Below are 22,108 nucleotides of genomic sequence, written 5' to 3' on the forward strand. Positions count from 1 at the left end.
GTTTCCCTGCAGCGGCCTTGCTGTCCGCAGAGACAACGCCCGGCAGGGAAACCCCAACCAGTCCTCCGGGGCCTTCTAAGCCAAAACATAACCACGATTTCAGCCCCGCCGAAACAACTTTTCCACCAACAGACCCTCTTACTCTCACACCACCACGACCCGACTCACACCATGACCCCACGACACAACCGCCTTTCGTTCAGCCCCGGCCGCCCGCACCACCTTCGGCCGACCACATCGAGCCAACCCCAATCCTCATCATGCGTCTCCGCCCGCGCCATCAACCACCGGCCGGGATGGATGCGACGCAACATTACGCTGTTACTGAGCTGCGCATCCCTGCTCCTCGCACCGGCCTCAAGCCACACCGCCCCCCTTTCTGACCATACCCCAGTTCAAAACACCTCCCAAACAACAGCCGGACCCAAGAGCGACATCGTCGATTACATCAACCCGATGATCGGAGCCTCGACCTCGACCGAAGCCGGCAAGAGCGGCCACGGCCTGGGCAAAACATTCCCCGGCCCGGCCACCCCGTTCGGACTGGTGCAGCTCAGCCCCGACACCCGCACCGGCGGCGACAACGGCCCCGGCTACTCGTGGCACCACCCCACCATCGAAGGTTTCAGCTTCATCCACATGAGCGGCATCGGCTGGTACGGCGACTTCGGCAACCTGCTGGTGACCCCCAGCGTCGGACCGCTCCACACCTACGTCGGCGACGAGCAGGTGCCCCGCAGCGGCTACCGCTCGGCCTACTCGCACGACACGGAGGAGGCCAGCGCCGGTTACTATGCCGTGACGCTCGACGACTATGACATCCGCGTCGAACTGCCCTCGGCCCGCCGCGCCGGGATGATCCGGATGACCTTCCCCGAGAGCGACACCTCGCGCATCAGCCTCGATCTGGCCCGCCGCATCGGCGGTTCGGCCACCGAACAGTTCGTCCGCGTGGTGAACGACACCACCATTCAGGGGTGGATCCGCTGCACGGCCCGCGACGGCGGATGGGGCAACGGCGACGGAAATGTCAACTACACCGTTTACTTCTACGGCCAGTTCAGCCGGCCGATCACCCAGTGCGGTACCTGGAGCGCCACCCTGCCCATGGAACAGGTACGGCTCCAGACCCTCGGCGACAGCGCCTACCGCCACGCCGCGGCCCATGCAGCCGTGAAACGGGGCAACAAAAGTGCCATCGGCCGCCACATCGGTTTCTTCAGCGAGTTTCCGACCCGCGCCGGCGAACAGGTGCTGTTCAAGGCCGGTATTTCGTTCGTGAGCGCCGAAGGGGCCCGCCGCAACCTGGAACACGACATTCCCCACTGGGACTTCGACGCCGTCCACGAAGCCAACCGTTCGGCGTGGCGCGACGCCCTCAGCCGGATGGAAGTCACCGGGTCCGACCGCGACAAGACCATCTTCTACACCGCCCTCTACCACACGATGATCGACCCGCGCGACGTGGCCGACACCAACGGCGAGTATGTCGGCGGCGACGGACAGATCCACCGCAACACCGACTACGTCTACCGGTCGATCTTCAGCGGCTGGGACGTCTTCCGGAGCCAGTTCCCGTTGCAGACGCTCATCAACCCCCGCATGGTCAACGACCAGATCAACTCGCTCATCAGCCTGGCCGACGTCAGCGGCCGAGGCTACTTCCCCCGCTGGGAGATCATGAACTCCTACTCGGGCTGCATGCTGGGCAACCCGGCCGTATCGGTGCTCACGGACGCCTACCGCAAGGGGATCCGCGACTGGGACATCGACAAGGGCTACCGTTTCAGCCGCAACTCGGTCGAACACACCGGCAACGACCGCCGGCTGGGTTACACCCCGATGGACATCTCCCGCACGCTCGAATATGCCTACAGCGACTGGTGCGTGTCGGCACTGGCCCGCGAACTGGGCGACAGCCTCAACGCCCGCCGTTACCGCGCCTACTCGCTCGACTACCGGAACATCTGGAACGATACGATCGGCTGGTTCTGCGGACGCGAACGCAACGGCCGCTTCGGTCCGTGGCGCGGCGAAACGGTGCAGGACCAGTACTGCACCGAGTCGAACCCGCTCCAGCAGGGGTGGTTCGTGCCGCACGACGTCTATGGTCTGATCGACCTGCTGGGCCACGACGCGTTCGTTCGGAAGCTGACCGACTTTTTCGACCGTTCGTCCGAGGACTTCCTCTGGAACAACTACTACAACCACCCCAACGAACCGGTCCACCACGTACCGTTCCTTTTCCCCTATGCGGGCGAAGCATGGCTCACGCAGAAGTGGACCCGCCGCATCTGCGATCGCGCCTACGGAACCGACGTGCTGGGGCTGTGCGGTAACGAAGACGTCGGCCAGATGAGCGCCTGGTACGTACTGGCCGCATCGGGCATCCACCCCGTATGCCCGGGCGATAACATCTACCTGCTCACCTCGCCGGTATTCGAACAGGTGACGATCCGCCTCGACCCCGATTTCTACCCGGGCGGCACCTTCACGATCCGCGCCCACGGCAACTCGCCCGAGAACATCTACATCCAGTCGGCACGGCTCAACGGCCAGCCGATCGACCGCGCATGGCTCACCCATCAGGAGATTGTCGCCGGCGGTACGCTCGACCTGGAGATGGGTCCCGAGCCGAACCGCTCGTTCGGCTCTGCCTCGCTGCCTCCGTCGGCCCTCGACCGATAGTCCGTTCGGCACCGTTTTCCTCGCCCCTGCGGCCGCGTGCACTGACCACAAGTTTCGCACAGCCACAACTACGGGCACAACCGCACAATGAGCCTCAGCCACAACCGAGCCACCCATCTACGGGTCATCCTTTAAAGACATGCTCACACATGAGAGAAGCCTCGGATGCAAACAGAGTTTGCATCCGAGGCTTCTTTTTTTACAAGCAACCGATCCCTATCGGTCTTCGGCATCTGCGCCGCACTTCAGGAGTGGTTGCAGGATCGGCGGACACTCCACCTCGCTGCAACAAATCGAATCGATCAACGCACGTCCCGCCGACGTAAGCGCAAAATACATCTGCCGACGATCCTCCTGCCCCAGGAAACGTTCGACCAGTCCTTTTTTTTCAACGGCAGCAATCACTTTCGAGATATTCGACGGGGTCAGCCCCAACAACTCGCCCAACTCGCCCGACGCAAGCCGTTCGGCGTGTGTCAGCGAACAGAGCACCATTCCCTCGTTCAATCCGATTCCGTAACGCTGCGAAAAGGAGTGCTCGAAAGCCGCCACCCCCCGCTGAATATCGCGAATACGGCACAACACCGCAACCCGTTCAGAAGATTTGTTTTCACTCATAACCTAAATCCGTAACATAAACTTATCCTCCCCGCACCTGCCCTCTACCGATTCATTCCGCCCCAGCGAAACAACACCTCGGCCGCCGTCAGGCAACCCGGGGTAAAACGGCCGAACCTGCCGGACGGATGAGTTCGGCTGGTTCGACTCGTCGCAAGCCGCTATCGATTCAACAGAATCCGATCGATCAACTGTTTGAATTCCGCCTTTCCCATGGCTCCCTGCGCCATCTGAGGCTGTCCTTCCATCGGCACGAACAGCAGCGACGGGATCGAACGAATACCAAACACAGCAGCCAATTCGGGTTCCGTTTCGGTATTGACCTTATAGATACGGATCGAGTCGCCATACTCCGCCGCCAGCTCCTCCAGGACGGGAGCCACCATGCGGCAGGGGCCGCACCACGAAGCGTAAAAATCGATCAATGCGGGCCGGTCGCCCAGATAATGCCACTCATTCGGCGAGGATTCGAAGTTAGCTACTTTTTGCAAAAATTCGGCTTTGGTCAGTTCAATAGGTTTCATAATGGTATCGGTTTGTATTTGTGTTTTCGTATCCGTATCGGTTTCCATTTGGGCATCGGAGGGCGCCGGCGAACCGCAGGCTGCCAGCAACAGAACTGCCGCCACTCCCGAGGCAAGTTTGACTTTCATTTTCAAAGGCATGTTGTTCATATGTAAAATTTAGGATCCAGCCCGGGCGACATCACCCCCTCCGAATGCCAGCCATTGTGGGGGAGAGCCACCCGCAGGATGTGGATCAGATAAACAGATTCACGTTTGCCTGCTCGGCCCGTTCCATATAGGTAGCCACCCCACCTACGCTCACCTCGTCGATCAACTCCTCGCGCTGGATGCCCATCACCTCCATGGACATCTGACAGGCAATGAACTCGACCCCGTTGTCCAGCGCCTGCTGACGGAGCGACTCGAGCGAATCGATACCCCGGATCTTCATGACGTGCCGCATCAGCCGGTCGCCGATGCCAAACATGCTCATCTTCGAGAGGTGGAGCCCCAGCGACGACGAGGGCAGCATCATGCCGAACATCCGGCCGAAGAGATCCTTGCGCACTTTCGGTTTGCGGCGTTTTTTGAGCAGGTTCAAGCCCCAAAAGGTAAAGAAGATGGTGGTTTTCCGTCCGGTTGCAGCCGCACCGTTGGCCAGTACGAAGGTGGCCAGCGCCTTGTCGAGGTCGTCGCTGAAGAGGATCAACGTTTTGCCAGCCCCCTCATCGCCGCTGCCGACCGCAGCCGAAGTGCAACCGCCTCCCTTTTCGACAACTACGGTATAGGTACCCCGTTCCTGGTGCTGCTCCACGAGCCGGTTCCCGGTCGTGTTGCACCAGGCCTGGGCGTCGCGGGCAAAACCGGCATCCGTCGCCACAATCTCGAGCTGCTGACCGGGTTGGAGCTGTTCCATCGCCTGCCGCAGCTTCAACACCGGACCCGGGCACTGGATGCCGCAGGCATCGACCCGCAGCGTCGGCCGCGCAGTTGCCGTTGCCTCAGGTTGCGGCTGTACAGCAGCCGATGAGCGGGCGGAGGTTTGCGAAGCGGCGGAATCCGGGCCCGACAAGGGAGCCGTAGCGGCCGCATAGGTTTTGTAGCCGCCCGAGAGGTTCCACACCTGTCGGAAGCCCCGTCCCAGCAGGATACGGGTTGCCAGGTAGCCCCGCAGACCAATGGCGCAGAAGACGTAGATCGGCCGGTCGGCAGGCAGTTCGGCGAGACGCTCACGCAGCTCGTCGAGCGGAATGTTCACCGCCCCCGGAATGGTGCCGAACCCGAACTCCGCCTCAGTACGCACGTCGAGCAACAGAGCTCCGCGCCGTTCGGCCTCCGCCACGTCGCGCCACCCGATCACCGGCATCGCGCCACTCAGAATATTGGAGGCCGTATAACCGGCAATGGCCACCGGATCTTTGGCCGACGCAAAGGGCGGCGCATAGGCCTGTTCGAGACGGGTCAACTCCTGGACGGTAGCCCCGCGCTTGATGGCCAGCGCCAACTGGTCGATTCGCTTGTCGACACCGTCGTAGCCCACGCCCTGAGCTCCGTAGAGTTTTCCGTTCCGGGGGTCGAAGGTGAGCTTCAGGGTCATCATCGTCGCACCGGGATAATAACCGGCGTGCGAACTCGAATGGGTCGTCGAGCTGACATATTCGATGCCCATCTGGCGCAGCCGCTTGGCGGGCAGGCCGGTCGTGGCCACGGTCATGTCGAACACTTTGGCTATCGCCGTACCGATGGCCCCCTCGTATTCGGTCGTATTGCCGAACACCATGTTGTCGGCCACGATACGCCCCTGACGGTTGGCCGGACCGGCCAGATAGTTCAGCCAGGGACGCCCGGTGAGCGGATGGGGATATTCGATGGCGTCGCCCACGGCATAAATATCCGGAGCCGACGTTTGCAGGTAACGGTCTACACGGATTCCGCCGGCCTCACCAATCTCCAGGCCGGCAGCACGAGCCAGCGTCGTCTCGGGACGCACCCCGATCGAGAGCATCACCAGGTCGGCCTCCAGCATCTCGCCCCCTTCGAGCCGAACGACGAGGTGACCGTCGCGACGTTCGAACCCTTCGACACGACGCGACAGGTAGAGCGCGGCCCCCTTCTGCGTAAGGTGGGTATGGAGTTGTGCGGCGATCGAGAAATCGACCGGAGCCATCACCTGGTCCCCCATCTCGACAATCGATACGTGGGCTCCGGCCTCGTGGAGGTTTTCGGCCATCTCCAGCCCGATAAATCCGGCTCCGACCACCACCGCACGCCGAACGGCATGTTCGCCGAGGTAACTCTTGATGCGATCGGTATCGGCCACATTGCGGAGCGTGAAGATTCCCTCGAGGTCGATGCCGGGCAGCGGCGGACGAACCGGCGCAGCCCCGGGCGACAGGAGCAGCTTGTCGTAACTCTCGACATAGGTTGTACCGTCAGCACGCCGAACGGTGACGTTTTTGGCCACAGGATCAATGGCCACCACTTCGCTCTGTGTCCGCACATCGACGGCAAAACGGCGACCGAAGGCTTCGGGCGTCTGCACAAAAAGCCGGTCGCGATCGGCTATCGTACCCCCGATATAATAGGGCAGTCCACAGTTGGCATAGGAGATATGAGGCCCCTTTTCGAACAGGATGATTTGGGCCATTTCGTCGGCCCGACGGATTCGTGCTGCTGCGGTGGCTCCTCCGGCCACTCCGCCGATAATCAGGTGTTTCATGGTGCGTTGCGTTGTTTCTCGATCAATCTTACCGGAGCTGCGCCCCAAACCGGGCGGCCCGAATCCTACCCTCCCCACACCCTCCACCGTGCTCCGCTTCCCGGTCGGGTCACTTGATTCGGATTGCTCCCGGGACAAAGGTATACATATTTTCCATTGAAACAAATTTCCAATGGAAAATAATTTAAATTTTTACTCCTTTCACTTATTACAATACACCACCCATCACTTTTCATTGACTCATACACACGAACCGCCACCCACTTCTCTACTACGACAGCCTCCCTGATTTACCCCTGAAAACGAGCGATTTTTTCATTTTCCTGTTCAACCGAAAGAATATCTAGATAATACAATAAGCTATGCCATGGAATCCTTATACAACCAAGAATATACCCCTTTCCAACACCGGACCGGAACAACAAATAGCCAGACACACGCTCACGTTCGACCCACACAACAGGCAAAAAATCATACATTTCTCGCTAAAAATTCAGGCTATATATTGTACCTTTGACACAACCCAAACCCACCGAAGGAGAAGCTCGCCTCCCCGCCCCATTCCGTCACCGTCGTTTTATCTTCCGGCGGGGAGGTGCAGCTCGCTCCCGCTAACCCCGCAAAACCCCAATTCACCATGCGATACAAACACTTTGGAATAGCACTGGGGCTGCTGGCACTCGTTTCGTGCGGCGGCAGCAGCAAATGGCACTTCGAGACCGACTATCTGAGCGTCGGGCTTGACGGCCGCGGCTACATCACCAGCCTCAAGAACCGCACCTCGAACCCTCAACACGAGTTCAGCCCCGCCGACAAACCTTCGCCCCTGCTGACCCTCTACAACAGCACCTCACGCCAATACACCGCCCCCGACGGCGCCGACTACGACCCGGCCACCGGCGTCGTTACGCTCCGCTATCCGAACGGCGTCGAAGCCCGCGTACGGATCGACCAGAAGGCCAAATACCTGCGCATGGAGCTGCTGGAGGTGACGCCCCGCGACTCGGTCGACGCCATCCAGTGGGGTTCGTACCACACCACCATCACCAACCTCTTCGGTGAGATCATCGGCGTAGCCCGCGACACCAGCGAAGCCGTCAACTACAGCATCGGCCTGCTGGCACTCGACGACAACACCCTCGGCGGCACGGCCGACCTCGAAGGCGACGCCGCCCCGTTCCAGTACGTCATCCACACCCCCGACGCCGAACGTTTCCCGCTGCCCGACAGCCTCCACGAAGGACAGATCTTCACCCTCGGCGGCAACGGCATCAGCGACGTGGCCTTCTATGCCCACAAAGAGCCCTACTACCGCATCCTCTACGGCAACGCCGCCGTGGTCGACACGCTCGGTCAGATCTCGATCAACTACTTCTCGCGCGACCGCAGCAAACCCCGCCAGGTCTTCTACTCGCTGATTCCCAACATGCCGGCCAACATTCCAAACCACATCGACGTGGAACCGCTGCCCGGCGTGGACTACATCGGATCGTCCGTAGCCCTCTGGGGAAGCCCCGACAGCACCGCCCTGATGGACGTCATCCAGACCATCGTTCTGGATGAAGGACTGCCCTATCCCACCTGGCGCGGCAAATGGGTCAAAGACCCCACCGCCTACAAGCCCGACGTGCTGACCAGCGGCCTGCAATACGACAGCATCGTGTCGTATGCCGACCAGCTCGGATTCGCCGCCATCTCGGCCTACGACCAAGGTTTCCTGCGTCCCGACCGCCGCACCGAAGGCTACATCGACGGCAAGTTGTTCGAGCGCAAGCCCTTCCGCATGAAATCCGGCGACCTCTCGCACCGCGACATGGCCGCCGCTGCACGCCAGCACGACATTCTGCTGGGCCGCACGCCCATCACCAACTCGCTGGCTCCCGGCACCCTCGACGCCTCGCCCGTGCCCAGCGACAGCCTCTGCTACCAGCAGAAACGGCTGCTGACCCGCGACATCAGCGCCACCGATACGCTGATCTACATCGACGACCCCACCTACCTCAACGAGATCGCCAGTTGGGAAGGCCACTGTGAAAACCTGAACATGGTCAAGATCGGCAAAGAATTGATCCACTACCTCGGCGTATCGGAGAGCGCCCCCTACCGCCTGCTCAACGTGACGCGCGGCTATTGGGGCTCCAAAGCCACTCCCCACGCCGCGAACGATACCGTCTACAAGCTTCAGGTGACCATCAACTACGGTTACGAAGGGATCATCCCCAACTGGGCGCTTCAGGAGAAGATCGCCGAACTGTATGCCGAAATCTGCCACGTCAACGGGCTCGGCTACTATGACTTCGACGGCCAGGAGTTCCTCTTCAACAACGGTCACGGCTACTACTCGGCCAAACGGTTCTTCCGCCGGATGTTCGAGCACGCCGCCGAACTGGGCGTACCCTACATCCGCTTCACCGGGGCCACCCTTTCCGAAGGGTCGTGGCACTACCAGAGCGTCTGGAACGTGGGCGGCGGCCGCAACCTCTACGACATCGACACCCGCGAATGGGGCAGCGCCACCAGTCAGGGCAAAGACCTGCGCGACGTGACCTATTCGAACTACTTCCCCGTATCGTTCGGCGGCAACTTCGCCATCAAGGACACCTCGACCGTCGAACAGTACGAACACGTACAAGCCATCTCGGTGGGCTACGGCGCCACCTACAGCCTCGGCATCAACCAGGCCGACGTCGAAAGCTGCCCCCAGAAATACGCCATCTTCAAGGCCATCCGCACCTGGGAAGATGCACGCTGGGCCGACGCCTTCCCGCGGCAGATCAAAACCCTGCTCAGAGACCCGCGCTACGACTGGCACCTCGAAGCCGGCAGCGAAGCCGGAACGTGGACCCTCTATTGCAGCGAAGCGGGACGTCAGATTGCCACCTATCAGCTGAAAGGCCGCACCGACTCCGCAAGCCGATAAGCCACCCCGGAGCGTTACCGGGAGAAGGCAAACCCGAACGTTTTCCCCTCCGGGTCCCAACCGGATCCGTACCGAAAGGTATCCGGTGCCCGACACCCCTCAGCAGAAAAGAAGGGACTTACAGATCCACGATTCCGAGCCGGTCACCGACAAACCTCCAACGGTTTCGCCCCGGTCTGAGTTCCCCGGAACCGAGCAGAGCTGTCCGAGTCCGGAGTTACCCCCGGCAACGCATACAGCGACCCGACCTACACAACGGGGGAGAGACACAGATGTTCTCCCCCGTTTTTATATTCCCCCTCGGCATATAACGGCCATCGCCCCCGTAAAACCTGAACATACACCCCAATCATTATATCCCCAGCTTATGTTTAAAATCGTTTCACGCTTCACCCTGGCCGGTGCACTGAGCCTCGCTCTGCCAGCCCAGGCCATCCATTCGGCAACGGCCCGCGTGGCTGAACATCCCACCCCGGATGCCACCACCATTGACGTCACCGCCTGGGGCGCACGTCCCGACGACGGGAAAGACGACACCAAAGCCCTTCGGCGTGCCGTAGCCCACGCCGTCGCCCACCCCGGCACGACACTCTACTTTCCGGCCGGCGTCTACAACCTGAAAGACGACGCAGCGGTCGAACTCGAACGACAGGTACTCGACGGCCAGATGGGCGAAAACCCGGAACGCGTCATCTACACCCCTTACTATCCCTACTCCCGGGGGCTCGACTTCACCGGCGCACAGAACGTGACCGTCGAAGCGCGCCAGGCCACGCTGCTCTGCGAAGGGTGGATGGAGCCCGTTTCGATCGACAGCTGCCAGGGGGTAACCCTGCGCGGCCTGACCATCGACTACAAACGCAAACCCTTCGTCTCGGGCGACATCGTCGCCGTGGCCCCCGACCACTTCGATGTCCAGTTCGGCCCTGAGAAGATCGTCACCGACCGCATGCCCCTCACCCGCATGACCATCTGGAACAAAGTCGAAAACCGCCTCTACCCCGAACCGATCTACTTCCCGCGTCGCGAACTGCTCGGCGACAACCTCGTACGCTTCCACCACACGATCCCGGCCGAATTGAAGGGGAGCAATGCCACAGTCCTCAATTCGTTCCACTTCCGCCCCGCCATCCTGATCTACCGTTCCCAACAGACCACGCTCGAAGACGTGACCATCCGTTCACAAGCCGGCATGGGGATCGTCGGGTTCGACAGCCGCGACATCTCCATCCTCCGGCTGACGATTGCCCCCGCGTCCGGCTACTACGTCTCGACCAACACCGACGCCACCCACTTCGCCTGCTGCGAGGGGACCCTCCATTTCCAGGGGTGTTACTTCCAGGGACAGGGCGACGACGCCACCAACGTCCACGGCTACTACCAGACCATCACGCAGGCCAACGGGCGGCAAGCTAAAATCGAGGTACGTGCCGGCACCTACACCCATGCCCAGGTGGCCGACGTGCCGTGTGCAGGCGACACGCTCGAGCTGGTCGAGATAGCCACCCTGCGCCCCGTACGCACCTACACCGTCGAGTCGCCCCGCCACACCCCGCCGCAGACCACCGTCGAAGTCACCCTGTCGGACACCCTGCCGGCCCGCAGCGGCGACTATTACCTGATGAACATCTCGAAGCTGCCGCGACTGATCTTCGAAAACTCGGTCATCAACAGCCATCTGGCTCGCGGCATTCTGGTCAAGACGCGCGGCGTGACGATCCGCAACAACGTTTTCCGCAACTGCACCGGCACCGCCATCCACATCGGAGCCGAAGCCAACTGGCACGAAGGAACCCACGCCCGTGACGTATTGGTGACCGACAACGTGATGACCGGTTGCGGCCAAGGAGCAGGCAGTCAGGCCGGTGCTGCCGGCATCGCCGTCATTATCGAGGCGGCCAACACCTCGGCCACCTACCTGCATGACGGAATCCGCATCGAACGCAACCTGATCTCCGGAGCCGGCAACGACTGCGGCATCTATGTAGGAAACGCACGCAACGTCGAACTGAGACAGAACCAGGTGATCGGCTGCCGTCAGGCATATCGGTTCCATAGCACCGACCAGCTTCTGCTCGAGGAGTAGCCATCCCCGTCCGCGTACCCACTATCTCGCGCACCCACTATCTGAAAAAGACAAATGCTCATACGGCCAGTGGATCAATGATTGATCCACTGGCCGATGTTTAATACCACGCCCCATCCACCCCACAATTCACACCCCTCGGCTCACTTCAGGGGTCCCTCATCCCACTGCCCGACCCGCCCCAGCGTCAGGCCGCCTCTGATCTTTTCCTTCAATAACAGCCTCCTTGGGGGCCTCAACATCCAATATTCATTCAACCCCCTCCCCCTCACAATTCCCCGAGACTCGTAAACTGCCCCAAACGCTCCGCCTGCACTACCCCAAGTACAATCCCTTTTCACTCCAAAGCTGAAAGCAAACCAGGCACACGAAGTTGCGTCCCAGTCGTCGGATAAAAACGTCACGCGACCTGTCAACTAAAATCGACAGGTCGCGTGACGTTTCATATCTGACACCCCCATACCTTCCCCTACACCCCACAAGACATTCCCCATATTCATAGCCCAAGCCCCCTCCCGCACCTCCTCGCCACTCATATATCATTCAATCATATTCATCATTCCCCCCCGCAAGGATCCTCGCAGCACTCTCCCATTGTACACACTCTTCACGTACACGCATAACACGGTTTGTCCCCATCCGAACATTCCCCATCCTCACCCGTATCGACACGCCATGCCGAGATATTTACAATTTGATATCTATACATACTAAATTCTCAACATTACGCCTTTTTTGTTACATTTGCAACTGTATATAGAGTGCTGAAAAATTACTAATTCCCGATTACGGAAAATATGGCAATCGGTATACAACCCACCACCATGGACACCCGGAAACATACTTTATACAGATCTGACATCCAAAACATTACAGATCTGTTTTCACTCGAAGGATCAGCCTCTTCCACGGAGTCAGACATCACGCAAATCCTCCCAATTACACCTCCGAGATATACATATTGCACAAACCGAAAGTCCCGCATTCAACCTGCATCGCAACCGGTTTTCCACCCAAAACAGTTCTAAAACCATTACAAATATTCACACCAACAATATACGGCAATAAAAAGACATTTTTTATCATTTCCACAATGCCACATCCGCGAAAGTTCCCGTCCTCTGACCAACTCCCCATGCAACGGCCATGAAGTTTCGCCAATGCCGACCATTACCACCACGCCAATGACAAACGCACAATACACTATGACCACAATCATGAAAAGAATCTGTTTGCAGGCTGCTGTCGTACTGATAACAGCCCTGGTATCCTTGTCGTGTACCAAGGAGCAATCGGGTTATGACCAGGACAAAGTCATCCCGGTGACCTTTACGATGAGTACCCCGGCCGGAGAGGCTATCCCCTACTCCTCCGTGACGCGCGCCACCCATGACGAAGCCGAGTGGACCATCCACCGTCTGAGCCTCTACGTTTACGCAGTCGACGCGGAAGGTAACGGCACCTTCCTGCGGCGCTACGCTACGGACGAAACGGGAGACAAACAAATCACCATCGTTCCGAACGGAGCCGGGACCTACAATTTCACCCTCAAGGCTCCCGTGAGCGACCTGAACGCCCAGCGCCGCTTCGTCTTCGTAGCCAATGACGCCTTTACGGAACCCGGCGAAGGCGAATCGCAGGACGAACTGCAAAACAAGCTGGCGACTATCGCCCTGTCCGAAGGCAATTCGGCCGACATGCTGGCTGCCAACGGCACGGGTATCGCCATGTCGGGTATCGCCAAGAGCAACGAGAATGACATCGTAACCATCACGCCGGGCGTGAAATGCGAAGTTCACCTCCAGCGTATCGTAGCACGCGTAGACGTGCAGAACAACACGCCGAATCTGGTCATCAGCTCCATCCAACTGGAGAAAACAGCCCCCAAAGGCTATCTGTTCCCGCATGAAACGATTGCAGCGGCCGACGAAAGTTATATTACCGAGGCCATGAACGCACAGGTGAGCCTCGGCACGACCTACGACGAACAGACCAACCTGAAAAAGGTATTCTACCTCTACGAGCGAGCCAACGAAGCGGGCGACTGCGCTCAGGTTCGCATTGCCTACACCATCAACAACAGCAAGGGCGAGGTAGTCGTGCCCTTCCGCAAGACTTCGGACGACCTGGCATATATCGACATCGCCCGCAACACGCTCTACACGATTATTTTGGGTAACGGCGAGCCGATCACCACGAACCCGGTAAGTTTCACCCTGAAAGTCGAAGAATGGAACACGGTAGATATGGACGAGGCCGTCGATCCGGACGAAGACGCCCAGGATGCGCTGAATGCCGCCCTTAAGGTCAACATGTTTACGCCCTACAATGTGAAGAGTTTGGAAGGGAACAAAGTAACCTTCTTCGACAAGTTGGCCGTATCTGCAGAGGACTGTCCGGTTGATTCCTATTTCACCTTTACGGAATTGAGCGCAGCTGGTCTTACGGGTAATACCACTGATGCTTATTTGACCGACGATGCAGGAAATAAGTATCGTATGCCTACAGCTGGAGAACTCAATCTTTTATTACCTATGTACACTGAGCCATCTGAGCAACCAGATGTCGATGGGAAAAAAGGATTCTACCACCCATGGTGGAACAACAATCCTTCGAGTAATTCGACATTCACAATGGTTACAGACGCTTTTACTGAAACAATCTACTTAAAAAATGGTGTCGACGGCTACCCTGACCGCAGCACTATGCCGGATGAAAACGATGGAGAATATGTTATCAAAGGACAAAGCCAATTGATACGCGGAACACAAACCGAAACGGTACACTATTATACTGAGCTGCCTGATGATGAGGAAAAAGGAAACTTTAATATTGCTCCAGTCTACGGCCTACGTTTTAAAGGTACAAGTCAATACGCAGCCTATCGTTGGGAAACGTGCAAAATGGACAACAATCCATTGGAACGCTACTTCTCAATTAAAATCAAAGCATTAAAAAAAGACGACCAGAACACCACAATCGACATGATAGCTAACGAGTCTTTCTGGTCTGATGGTTTTATAGAGTTCACATTACCCGCTTCTGGTCATTATGTTTCCGGTGTAACACCAGGCGATTCTCCTGCCGAATACAGGGGCGTCAGTGGTTACTGTTGGTCGTCTTCACTTTGGACAGGAGGTTTAGAAGCACGCTTCATGTATTTCAGTCTCCACGACTCCCCCGTACATCACACTGTTCTAGACAGCAGGCTCCCGCTACGTTTGGTTCGCGTCCAGGAAGCAACATCCGGCATCCTGGGGAACAACACCATCGCTGGCTGGGAATCTCAAGGCACGGTTGACGTTAGCGAAGACAAACTGCAATAAAATACAACATTGCCGAAACTTAAAAATTCACACCTTATGAAACGATATTTTTGGGGGCTGGCACTGACCCTTGCAGGAATGCTGCTGAACGGTTGCAGCAAAGAACAGGTCGGTCCTGACGGCAGCGACGGCCAAGGCCTGCCCATCACCTTCACGCTCGCCACACCCGGCAGCGATGGGGTCATTTATCCCAAAACCAAAGCCACGCACGATGCGCCCGAATATGCCATCAAGCAGATGAGCCTGCTGGTGTATGACGCAACGGAAGAGGCTTCGCCGAAGTTCCTGCGCAAACACGACCTCACTTCGGACATTAAACTCTATGACAACGGGAACGGAACCTACAACTTTTCGCTCGAAGCTCCGATCTCGGACATGAATGCCAAACGCAAGTTTGTCTTCGTGGTCAATGACGACGCAGCTGTGGCTGCGACCGAAGTCGGTTCGACCGAATCCGATCTGCACACGAATACCACCGCCTCGATTGAACTGTCCGAAGGCGCCACGGCCGACCAGTTGGCAGTCGAGACAGCAGGTATCGCCATGTCCGGCACGGCTACTGACGAGGGCGGCAGTAACGAAGTGCTATCCATCGTTCCGGGCTTGAAATGCGAAGTAAAACTGACCCGTATCGTGGCCCGTGTCGATATTCAGAACAACACTCCGAACATGACCATCGAGAGTGCCGTTCTCGTCGGGGCAGCCACTAAAGGTTATCTCTTCGGTCAGGAGCAGCTCGCAGCCCCCGCTCCCGATCGGATTATCCTCGGAAGCAACACCAATGTGGATATCACCGAAGAACATCCCGCTGATGCCGGCGTGTTTACCCCCAAAAACTTCTCGAAAGTATTCTACACCTATGAGCGTCCGAATACACTCGAAGACTATGCCGCTGTTCGCGTAACCTACAAGATCAACGGCGAAAACACGACGACCCTCGAAATTCCGTTTATTCGCACCGAAGCAGCAGGCGGAGCACAGACTCCGGTTGACATCACGCGTAACCACCTGTATACCATCGTACTCGGTAACGGAAAGCCGGTGACGACCAACGAGATTAAATTCTCCTTCGTAGTTGAAGACTGGAACGAGGTTGAGATGCCCGAGGAGATTGGTCCGGGCGACGAGCTTGATCCCGAAGCGCAGGCCGCACTCAACGCCAAACTCATGGTGAACATGTTTACGGAGTACAACGCCAAAGAGTTCAGTCTCGACGGCAAAACCATCACCTCATTCTATGATAAACTGACTGTTGATTTCGCAGAATGTCCGACCTCCTCGTATGTTACTTGGAGTGACCTGGAGGCAGCCAACGACGCGCTGACTGCCGAATTTACCGGTCCTGATGGAGTAAAATACCGATTACCCACAGCAGGAGAATTAGCACTTCTTTCCCCCATGTATAGTACAGAACATGCAACTGTCAATAAAGAAAATGACGGAGTGTTCTATCCATTTTGGAACGACAATCCTGCAACCAACGAATACCCTATGGTAATGGTTCCCACACCTTTTACGGAGACGATCTATCTCAAAAATGACGGGAACCACTATCCGGATAAAACACACCCCAACGATATAGAATACACACTCACTGGTGTTTCTCAATTAGCAATAGGGGAACAAACAGAAGAAGTAACCAGACCCGGGAATAGCTACAATATTCACCCAGCATATGGACTTCGCTTCAAAGGCACAGACCAATATGCTGCATATCGCTGGGAAATGTGCAGAATAAAGCCCGAAGAAGATAAATACTATTTTTCAATTAAAATAAAAGCACTTCACCCACAAGACAACAAAACTACCATCCAAGATGTGGCTCAACAGTCATTTTGGACAACTGGTAGTTATATCGAATTCCAATTCCCAGCCGCCGGTGCATATCAACTCGGTGTAACTCCAAATCCCGACAGCGACAATATCCATGAACGTGGAGACATTTGCTACTGCTGGTCATCATCAAAGGTAGATGAAACGTATGCGTACTCATGGAAAGGATACCTCACCAGTACGTTTGTGACGCCAAACTACGAATTCGGTTTTAGATTTCCTCTTCGTTTTGTCAAAGTCGATGCGCAACAGTAGAAGACCCTCTAAAAATCAGAAATAAAAGACACAACATATGAAAACGAGAATTTTCACAATGCTGTTGGCCGGCACGGCGCTCCTGAGCAGCTGTAGCAAGGAGATCGACGACGACCCGCAGCTCACGGACGGTAACCGGGTGGTCTTCACCCTTGGCGGCGCCGTGACCCGTGCTGCCGGCGATAACGATTCCGCTACGCCGACCGCAGCCACTGCCGAAGAAAAGAAAATCGAGAGCCTCTTGGCTGTAGTCTTCGGCGAAGATGGCAGCTACTACAAAACTTTCGAAACCAATTACAGCGATGCCGACCAAACCGCTTCGTTCGACCTTGGCAAGAACGGCACCTACGACATTCACTTCGTGGCCAATGCCGACGAAACGTTGAAAAACGCTGTGATGACGCTGACCGACCAAGACGCCAACTCGCAGGTGACGGACGATGACCTGCTGACGCTGATCACCTCACAGGAGGTCGGCAAACAGGACGACGCAGATGCCTGGCATCCGTTCCTGATGCTTTCGACCGAAGCCGCACACGTGGTTTCGAAAGCCGGTGTCGTGACCGACGGCGGACAGGTTATCATGCGCCGTCTGGCTGTCCGCATCGACCTGGTGAACGCTGCCGAAGGGGTGACCATCAACTCGGTGAAGTTCATCAACCGCACCAAACAGAGCCGTCTGGGTGCCTCGAACGACATGAACTTCTCGACCGAGGACGATCTTTACGAAGAGAAAACCTACGATAATATCGATCTGGTCGGAGATTTCGACACCCCCACCGAGTACAAGACCACCATCTACAGCTATGAAAACGTAGATGTTACGCCAGGTGGCGCTCATCTTCCTGCACTGGAGATCAAGTACACGATGGACGGTATGAAGTTCACCCACACGGTGACTTTCATGGATTCCAAAGACGATACCGGTAAAACGCCGCTGGCACTGAAACGCAACTACCTGTATCGTATCGTGCTGACAAAACCGTTGGATCTTGATTTCGATATCATTGTGGATGACTGGAACACGGCCGAGGCCTTCCAAATCGACGAACTTCCGTTCGACAAACACGACCAGGCAGCTCTTAATGCCAAACTGAAGGTCAACATGTTCACAGAGTACAACGTAAAGACGCTCGATCCGATTCAGAAGAAGGTTACCCTTTTCTCTGATCTTACTCTTTCCGCTGATCCGACATCATATTTCAGCTACACATGGTTATCTGGTCAAGACCCTGATGGCTCGACTTCGGCAAATGGAGTCAATGAAACAGATTTGCGTAAAGAGACATTCTTAGATGAAGCAGGTAACCAATATCGAATACCGACTGTTGGCGAATGCCAACTGCTGTTACCTATGTACACTAATCCTAAAGATCGGGTGCCAGTTGAAGATAAAGGGAATGTGGGAATATATTATCCTTGGTGGAATGATAATGCCATATCCAATACGGAGGGATTGATCATGATGACCACGGAATTTCAAGAAAAGATCTATCTTCAAGATGGCGCAGACTTTAACCAAGACATGAGTCATTCGGATGAAACTGACAGCGAGTATACACTTTCCGGTTTGTCGCAAATGAAACAAGGCAAGCAAACCGAAGAGATTGTATACAATACTTTGGTGTATCCCATACGGCCGGTTTATGCGATTCGCTTTAAAGGTACAAGTCAATATGCTGCTTACCGTTGGGAGTCATGCCCCATTGCTGATAACCCCTTGGAACGTTACCTGTCAATCAAGGTTAAAGCATTACCGCAGGATTCTAAACTCACAGTAGATGATATTACGGATAATGCTTCGTTTTGGAATAACGGATGCATCGAATTCAAATTCCCAGCTACGGGATATTATACAGGCAAACCGTCTGAAGATCCTGAAAGCGATAATCGTCTATCTTTTGGAGTGTTTGGAGCTACTTGGGCTTCTTCATATTGGACTGTGCAGGTTCGAGCATTCCAACTGCGTTTTGCTGCTTACGCTGCCTTTACTGGGCATGATCTTGACACTCGCTTGTACCAAATGCGCTTGGTAAAAAAAGTATCTGAATAATAACATCTAGCAGATACAATACAACAAACCGAGAAAATTTAGATAACAATGAAATTTCGAATCATATCAACCCTCGCACTGCTGGGCACGCTCGTACTGGGCAGTTGCTCGCGCGAGACATTGCCGACCCCCAATCCTACGGGGGAAGGTAACCGTGTGGTATTCACACTGGCCGGGATTACCCCCGAAACAAAAGGTGCAGTGACCCGTGCCACCGGTGATAACGACCAAACGACCACTACGGCTGCTACCGATGCAGAAAAGAAAGTCACCTCGCTGCTGGCTGTAGTCTATGAGAAACAGGCATCAGAAGAGATGGGTCTTTATAAGGTCTTTGACGTGACGGTAACCGATGGCGGTTGCTCGTTCGACATCGCCAAAGACGGCAGCTATGACATGTACCTCGTGGCCAATGCCGACGAAGACCTCACCGCCGCTATTGAAGCCCTTGGTGCTACCACGCCGGTAAGCCAACTCGAAGAGCTGATCGTCAGCCAGGCTCCCGATGCCGATAATGCTTTCATCATGACCACTCCCGAAGCGGTCAAAGTGATCTCGTACAGCGGCGAAGAGGCCAACTGTGGTGAAATCTCGCTGCGCCGTCTGTCGGTACGTATCGACATCCTGAACAAGGCCGAAGGACTTACCATCAACAAAGTCATCTTTAAAAATCGGGCCGTCAAGAGCCAACTTTTCGTCCCGAACGCCATGATCGACGAGGCCGGCACGCTCGAAGACAAAGAGTATGCTGATGTCAACCTGGTCGGAAACTTCAACGTTCCGGCCGAATACACGTCGAAAATCTACAGCTACGAAAACCTCAGCAAGAAAGGCGAAGCCTCGGTTCCGACGCTCGACATTGAATATACCTATGACGGCGAGACTTACACCCACACGATCGAGTTTCTCGATGCGAACGATCCGGAGGGTCTCACGCCGCTGGCGCTGAAACGCAACTACCTCTATCGCATCACGGTAGGTCGCAAGGTGAAACCCGAATTCAATCTGGAGGTGCTGGACTGGACCAACGATGAGTCGTTCAATGTTGACGACGTACCTTTCCAGGCCGAGATGAATGCCAAACTGGCCGTTAACAACTTTGCCTCAGCGAACGTGGCCTCGCTGGATGAAGCCCAGAACAAGGTAAGTTTTGTTACGACCGATCCGAACAACACGTCAGCCTATCTGGCATGGAGCGACAAGTGGGCTACGGCCGTCTACTACAATGAAACGGACAAGACTTACTACCGTGTTCCGACCAAGGACGAAATGTATCTGCTTTTCCCTGATGTCACCAATAGACTTATCTTCAATGAAGTAATGGACGGAACCACGGAAGTAACTGAAACGCTCCCTAAGAACCTGTTTGGCAGTGCAGAAGTGAATGGTGGTGAAGGTAAATCTCGCTTCAAAAATGCAGCCGTAGCCGGTGGTACAGGCACTCCGGCTTACCCGATTGTTTATGCCATCCGATTTAAAGGTACGGCGCAGTGTGCTGCATACCGATATGAACATAAAAACAGCGACCAACCCAATAGTGGGGAGGTCGAAATTCGTATCAAGGCTCTGCAGCCGAATACATTGCTGACTATTGATGAGGTTGCCAATGAAACCTATTGGGGTAAACCTTACGAAGAAGATGCAGACGCTGCAAATCAGTTGATTTACCATATTGCTGGCACTGGCTATAAAGCAACTATAGAATCCGAAGATATTATTAGACCTAATACGGATTCTTTCCTATGGACCTCAACTGAAGTGGATGGATCGACAAGCAATCATGCAGGCTATACGATCAGCAATGCATATGTATCAGCCGGCATAGCTAAAGTTAACGCAGGTTCACTTCGTTTGGTGAAAGCGACGGAAGATGAAATTCAGAAAGGTCTGAATGCTGTTCTCAAGGTAAACAAATTCACCCCGTATAACGTACGGTCTATCGCCGGCACGACGGTGACTTTCTATTCTGAACTGGACAATACTGTTCCTGCAAACCCGAAAGAGGTCTATTTCACCTACACCGAGCTGCAGACGATGAACTTGACGAAATCGGACGGATCGGAAATTCTTCAGGATGCAAACGGCAACAAGTACCGTCTCCCGACCGAGGGCGAACTGAATCTGCTGCTCCCCATGTGGACAGAAGCTGAACAGCGAGTTGAGCTCAATGCGGATAATAAACATTACGGCGTCTTCCATCCGTGGTGGAACGACAACACAACAACAAATGATCCTACCAACGGTAGTAGTATGTCCTACGAGATTGCCCCGATTGCCTATACTACGGGTTGGATCGAAACAATATATCTGAAGAACAACGATGGTGGTTATCCTGACAAGACTACGAACGCCGGCTCAGAGACCGACGGCGATTATATTGTTTCAGGTAGAAGTTGGATAAAACGCGGTACGACAAGCGTCACAGACCTTGCCTATCCGACCAATCCCGGGACACGCAAATACAACCTTGCTCCAGTCTACGGTCTGCGTTTCCACGGTACCAGTCAGTATGCTGCCTACCGTTGGGAATCATGTTCTATTGATAGTGATCCGCAAGAACGTTATTTATCGATTAAGATTAAAGCTTTGAGAAAAGACGATAGAACAACAACAATCGATGACGTAGCAACGGAATCTTTTTGGACGGGTGATTACATCGAGTTAAAACTTCCCGCATCAGGTTACTACAGAGGTGCAAATGCGGATAATCCCAGTTCAGACAATATATCGGACCGGGGAGCCAATGGCTGTTATTGGTCCTCGTCACTTTGGAATGATGGTTCCCGTGCCCGAAGCTTGAGCTTTTACCTCAATGATGCGGACGTGGACCATCATACCCTTGACTTCAGGGTTCCGTTGCGTCTGGTACAGGTCAAGGAATAATTCACGGCCAATCCTATTAGTGTATAAAAAGAGAGCAGAGACCCTTGCAAGGGACTCTGCTCTCTTTTTATAAAGCATACCAATCTTGAACACAAAGTCAACGCAAATAGACCTGATGAATTGTGTATATCCGAAGTCATCTGAAAACTACGACGATCAAAGTTTTCCTCCGACACAATAACCAATCACCTATAAACACAATTACACCAGTTACAATAATG

General features: G+C 55.5%; 10 protein-coding genes. 7 read left to right on the top strand and 3 right to left on the bottom strand.

The genetic code is table 11. The features are described 5' to 3' along the window. Nucleotides 1–171: 171 nt before the first annotated feature. Nucleotides 172–2,688: a GH92 family glycosyl hydrolase gene (locus BQ5379_RS05270; protein ID WP_235846032.1), complete on the top strand. Its 2,517-nt coding sequence runs from the start codon at nucleotides 172–174 to the stop codon at nucleotides 2,686–2,688. A 216-nt stretch (nucleotides 2,689–2,904) separates the two neighbouring features. Here BQ5379_RS05270 and BQ5379_RS05275 read toward each other — a convergent pair whose 3' ends face one another. The 3 genes from BQ5379_RS05275 to BQ5379_RS05285 all read right to left on the bottom strand — a co-directional run bounded on the left by BQ5379_RS05275 (nucleotide 2,905) and on the right by BQ5379_RS05285 (nucleotide 6,531). After that, on the bottom strand, nucleotides 2,905–3,306 hold the full coding sequence (locus tag BQ5379_RS05275) for a MarR family winged helix-turn-helix transcriptional regulator (RefSeq protein ID WP_071134471.1): 402 nt from the start codon (nucleotides 3,304–3,306) through the stop codon (nucleotides 2,905–2,907). A 161-nt stretch (nucleotides 3,307–3,467) separates the two neighbouring features. Continuing rightward, nucleotides 3,468–3,878: a thioredoxin gene (trxA, locus tag BQ5379_RS05280; RefSeq protein WP_235846075.1), complete on the bottom strand. Its 411-nt coding sequence runs from the start codon at nucleotides 3,876–3,878 to the stop codon at nucleotides 3,468–3,470. Nucleotides 3,879–4,065: 187 nt separating this feature from the next. Continuing rightward, a complete protein-coding gene (locus BQ5379_RS05285; protein ID WP_071134472.1) occupies nucleotides 4,066–6,531 on the bottom strand; it encodes an FAD-dependent oxidoreductase in 2,466 nt (821 codons plus the stop codon). Nucleotides 6,532–7,168: 637 nt separating this feature from the next. Between BQ5379_RS05285 and BQ5379_RS05290 the strand changes: the two genes are divergently transcribed. The 6 genes from BQ5379_RS05290 (at nucleotide 7,169) to BQ5379_RS05320 (ending at nucleotide 21,887) form a co-directional block, all read left to right on the top strand. After that, nucleotides 7,169–9,451 (top strand): hypothetical protein, encoded by a 2,283-nt coding sequence (locus tag BQ5379_RS05290; protein WP_235846033.1) that lies wholly within the window; start codon nucleotides 7,169–7,171, stop codon nucleotides 9,449–9,451. Between the two features lie 367 nt (nucleotides 9,452–9,818). After that, nucleotides 9,819–11,537 (top strand): right-handed parallel beta-helix repeat-containing protein, encoded by a 1,719-nt coding sequence (locus BQ5379_RS05295; protein ID WP_071134473.1) that lies wholly within the window; start codon nucleotides 9,819–9,821, stop codon nucleotides 11,535–11,537. A 1,205-nt stretch (nucleotides 11,538–12,742) separates the two neighbouring features. Further along, on the top strand, nucleotides 12,743–14,863 hold the full coding sequence (locus tag BQ5379_RS05305; RefSeq protein WP_071134475.1) for a hypothetical protein: 2,121 nt from the start codon (nucleotides 12,743–12,745) through the stop codon (nucleotides 14,861–14,863). Between the two features lie 36 nt (nucleotides 14,864–14,899). Further along, nucleotides 14,900–16,951 (top strand): hypothetical protein, encoded by a 2,052-nt coding sequence (locus tag BQ5379_RS05310; RefSeq protein ID WP_071134476.1) that lies wholly within the window; start codon nucleotides 14,900–14,902, stop codon nucleotides 16,949–16,951. A 37-nt stretch (nucleotides 16,952–16,988) separates the two neighbouring features. Continuing rightward, entirely contained in the window at nucleotides 16,989–19,004 is a 2,016-nt protein-coding gene (locus BQ5379_RS05315; protein WP_083377607.1) for a fimbrial protein, read from the top strand. Between the two features lie 48 nt (nucleotides 19,005–19,052). Next, the gene (locus tag BQ5379_RS05320; protein WP_071134478.1) at nucleotides 19,053–21,887 is read left to right on the top strand and encodes a hypothetical protein; all 2,835 of its coding nucleotides are present in this window, start codon (nucleotides 19,053–19,055) and stop codon (nucleotides 21,885–21,887) included. Nucleotides 21,888–22,108: the final 221 nt, after the last annotated feature.

The sequence above is a fragment of the Millionella massiliensis genome, assembly GCF_900104655.1.
GTDB lineage: Bacteria > Bacteroidota > Bacteroidia > Bacteroidales > Rikenellaceae > Rikenella > Rikenella massiliensis.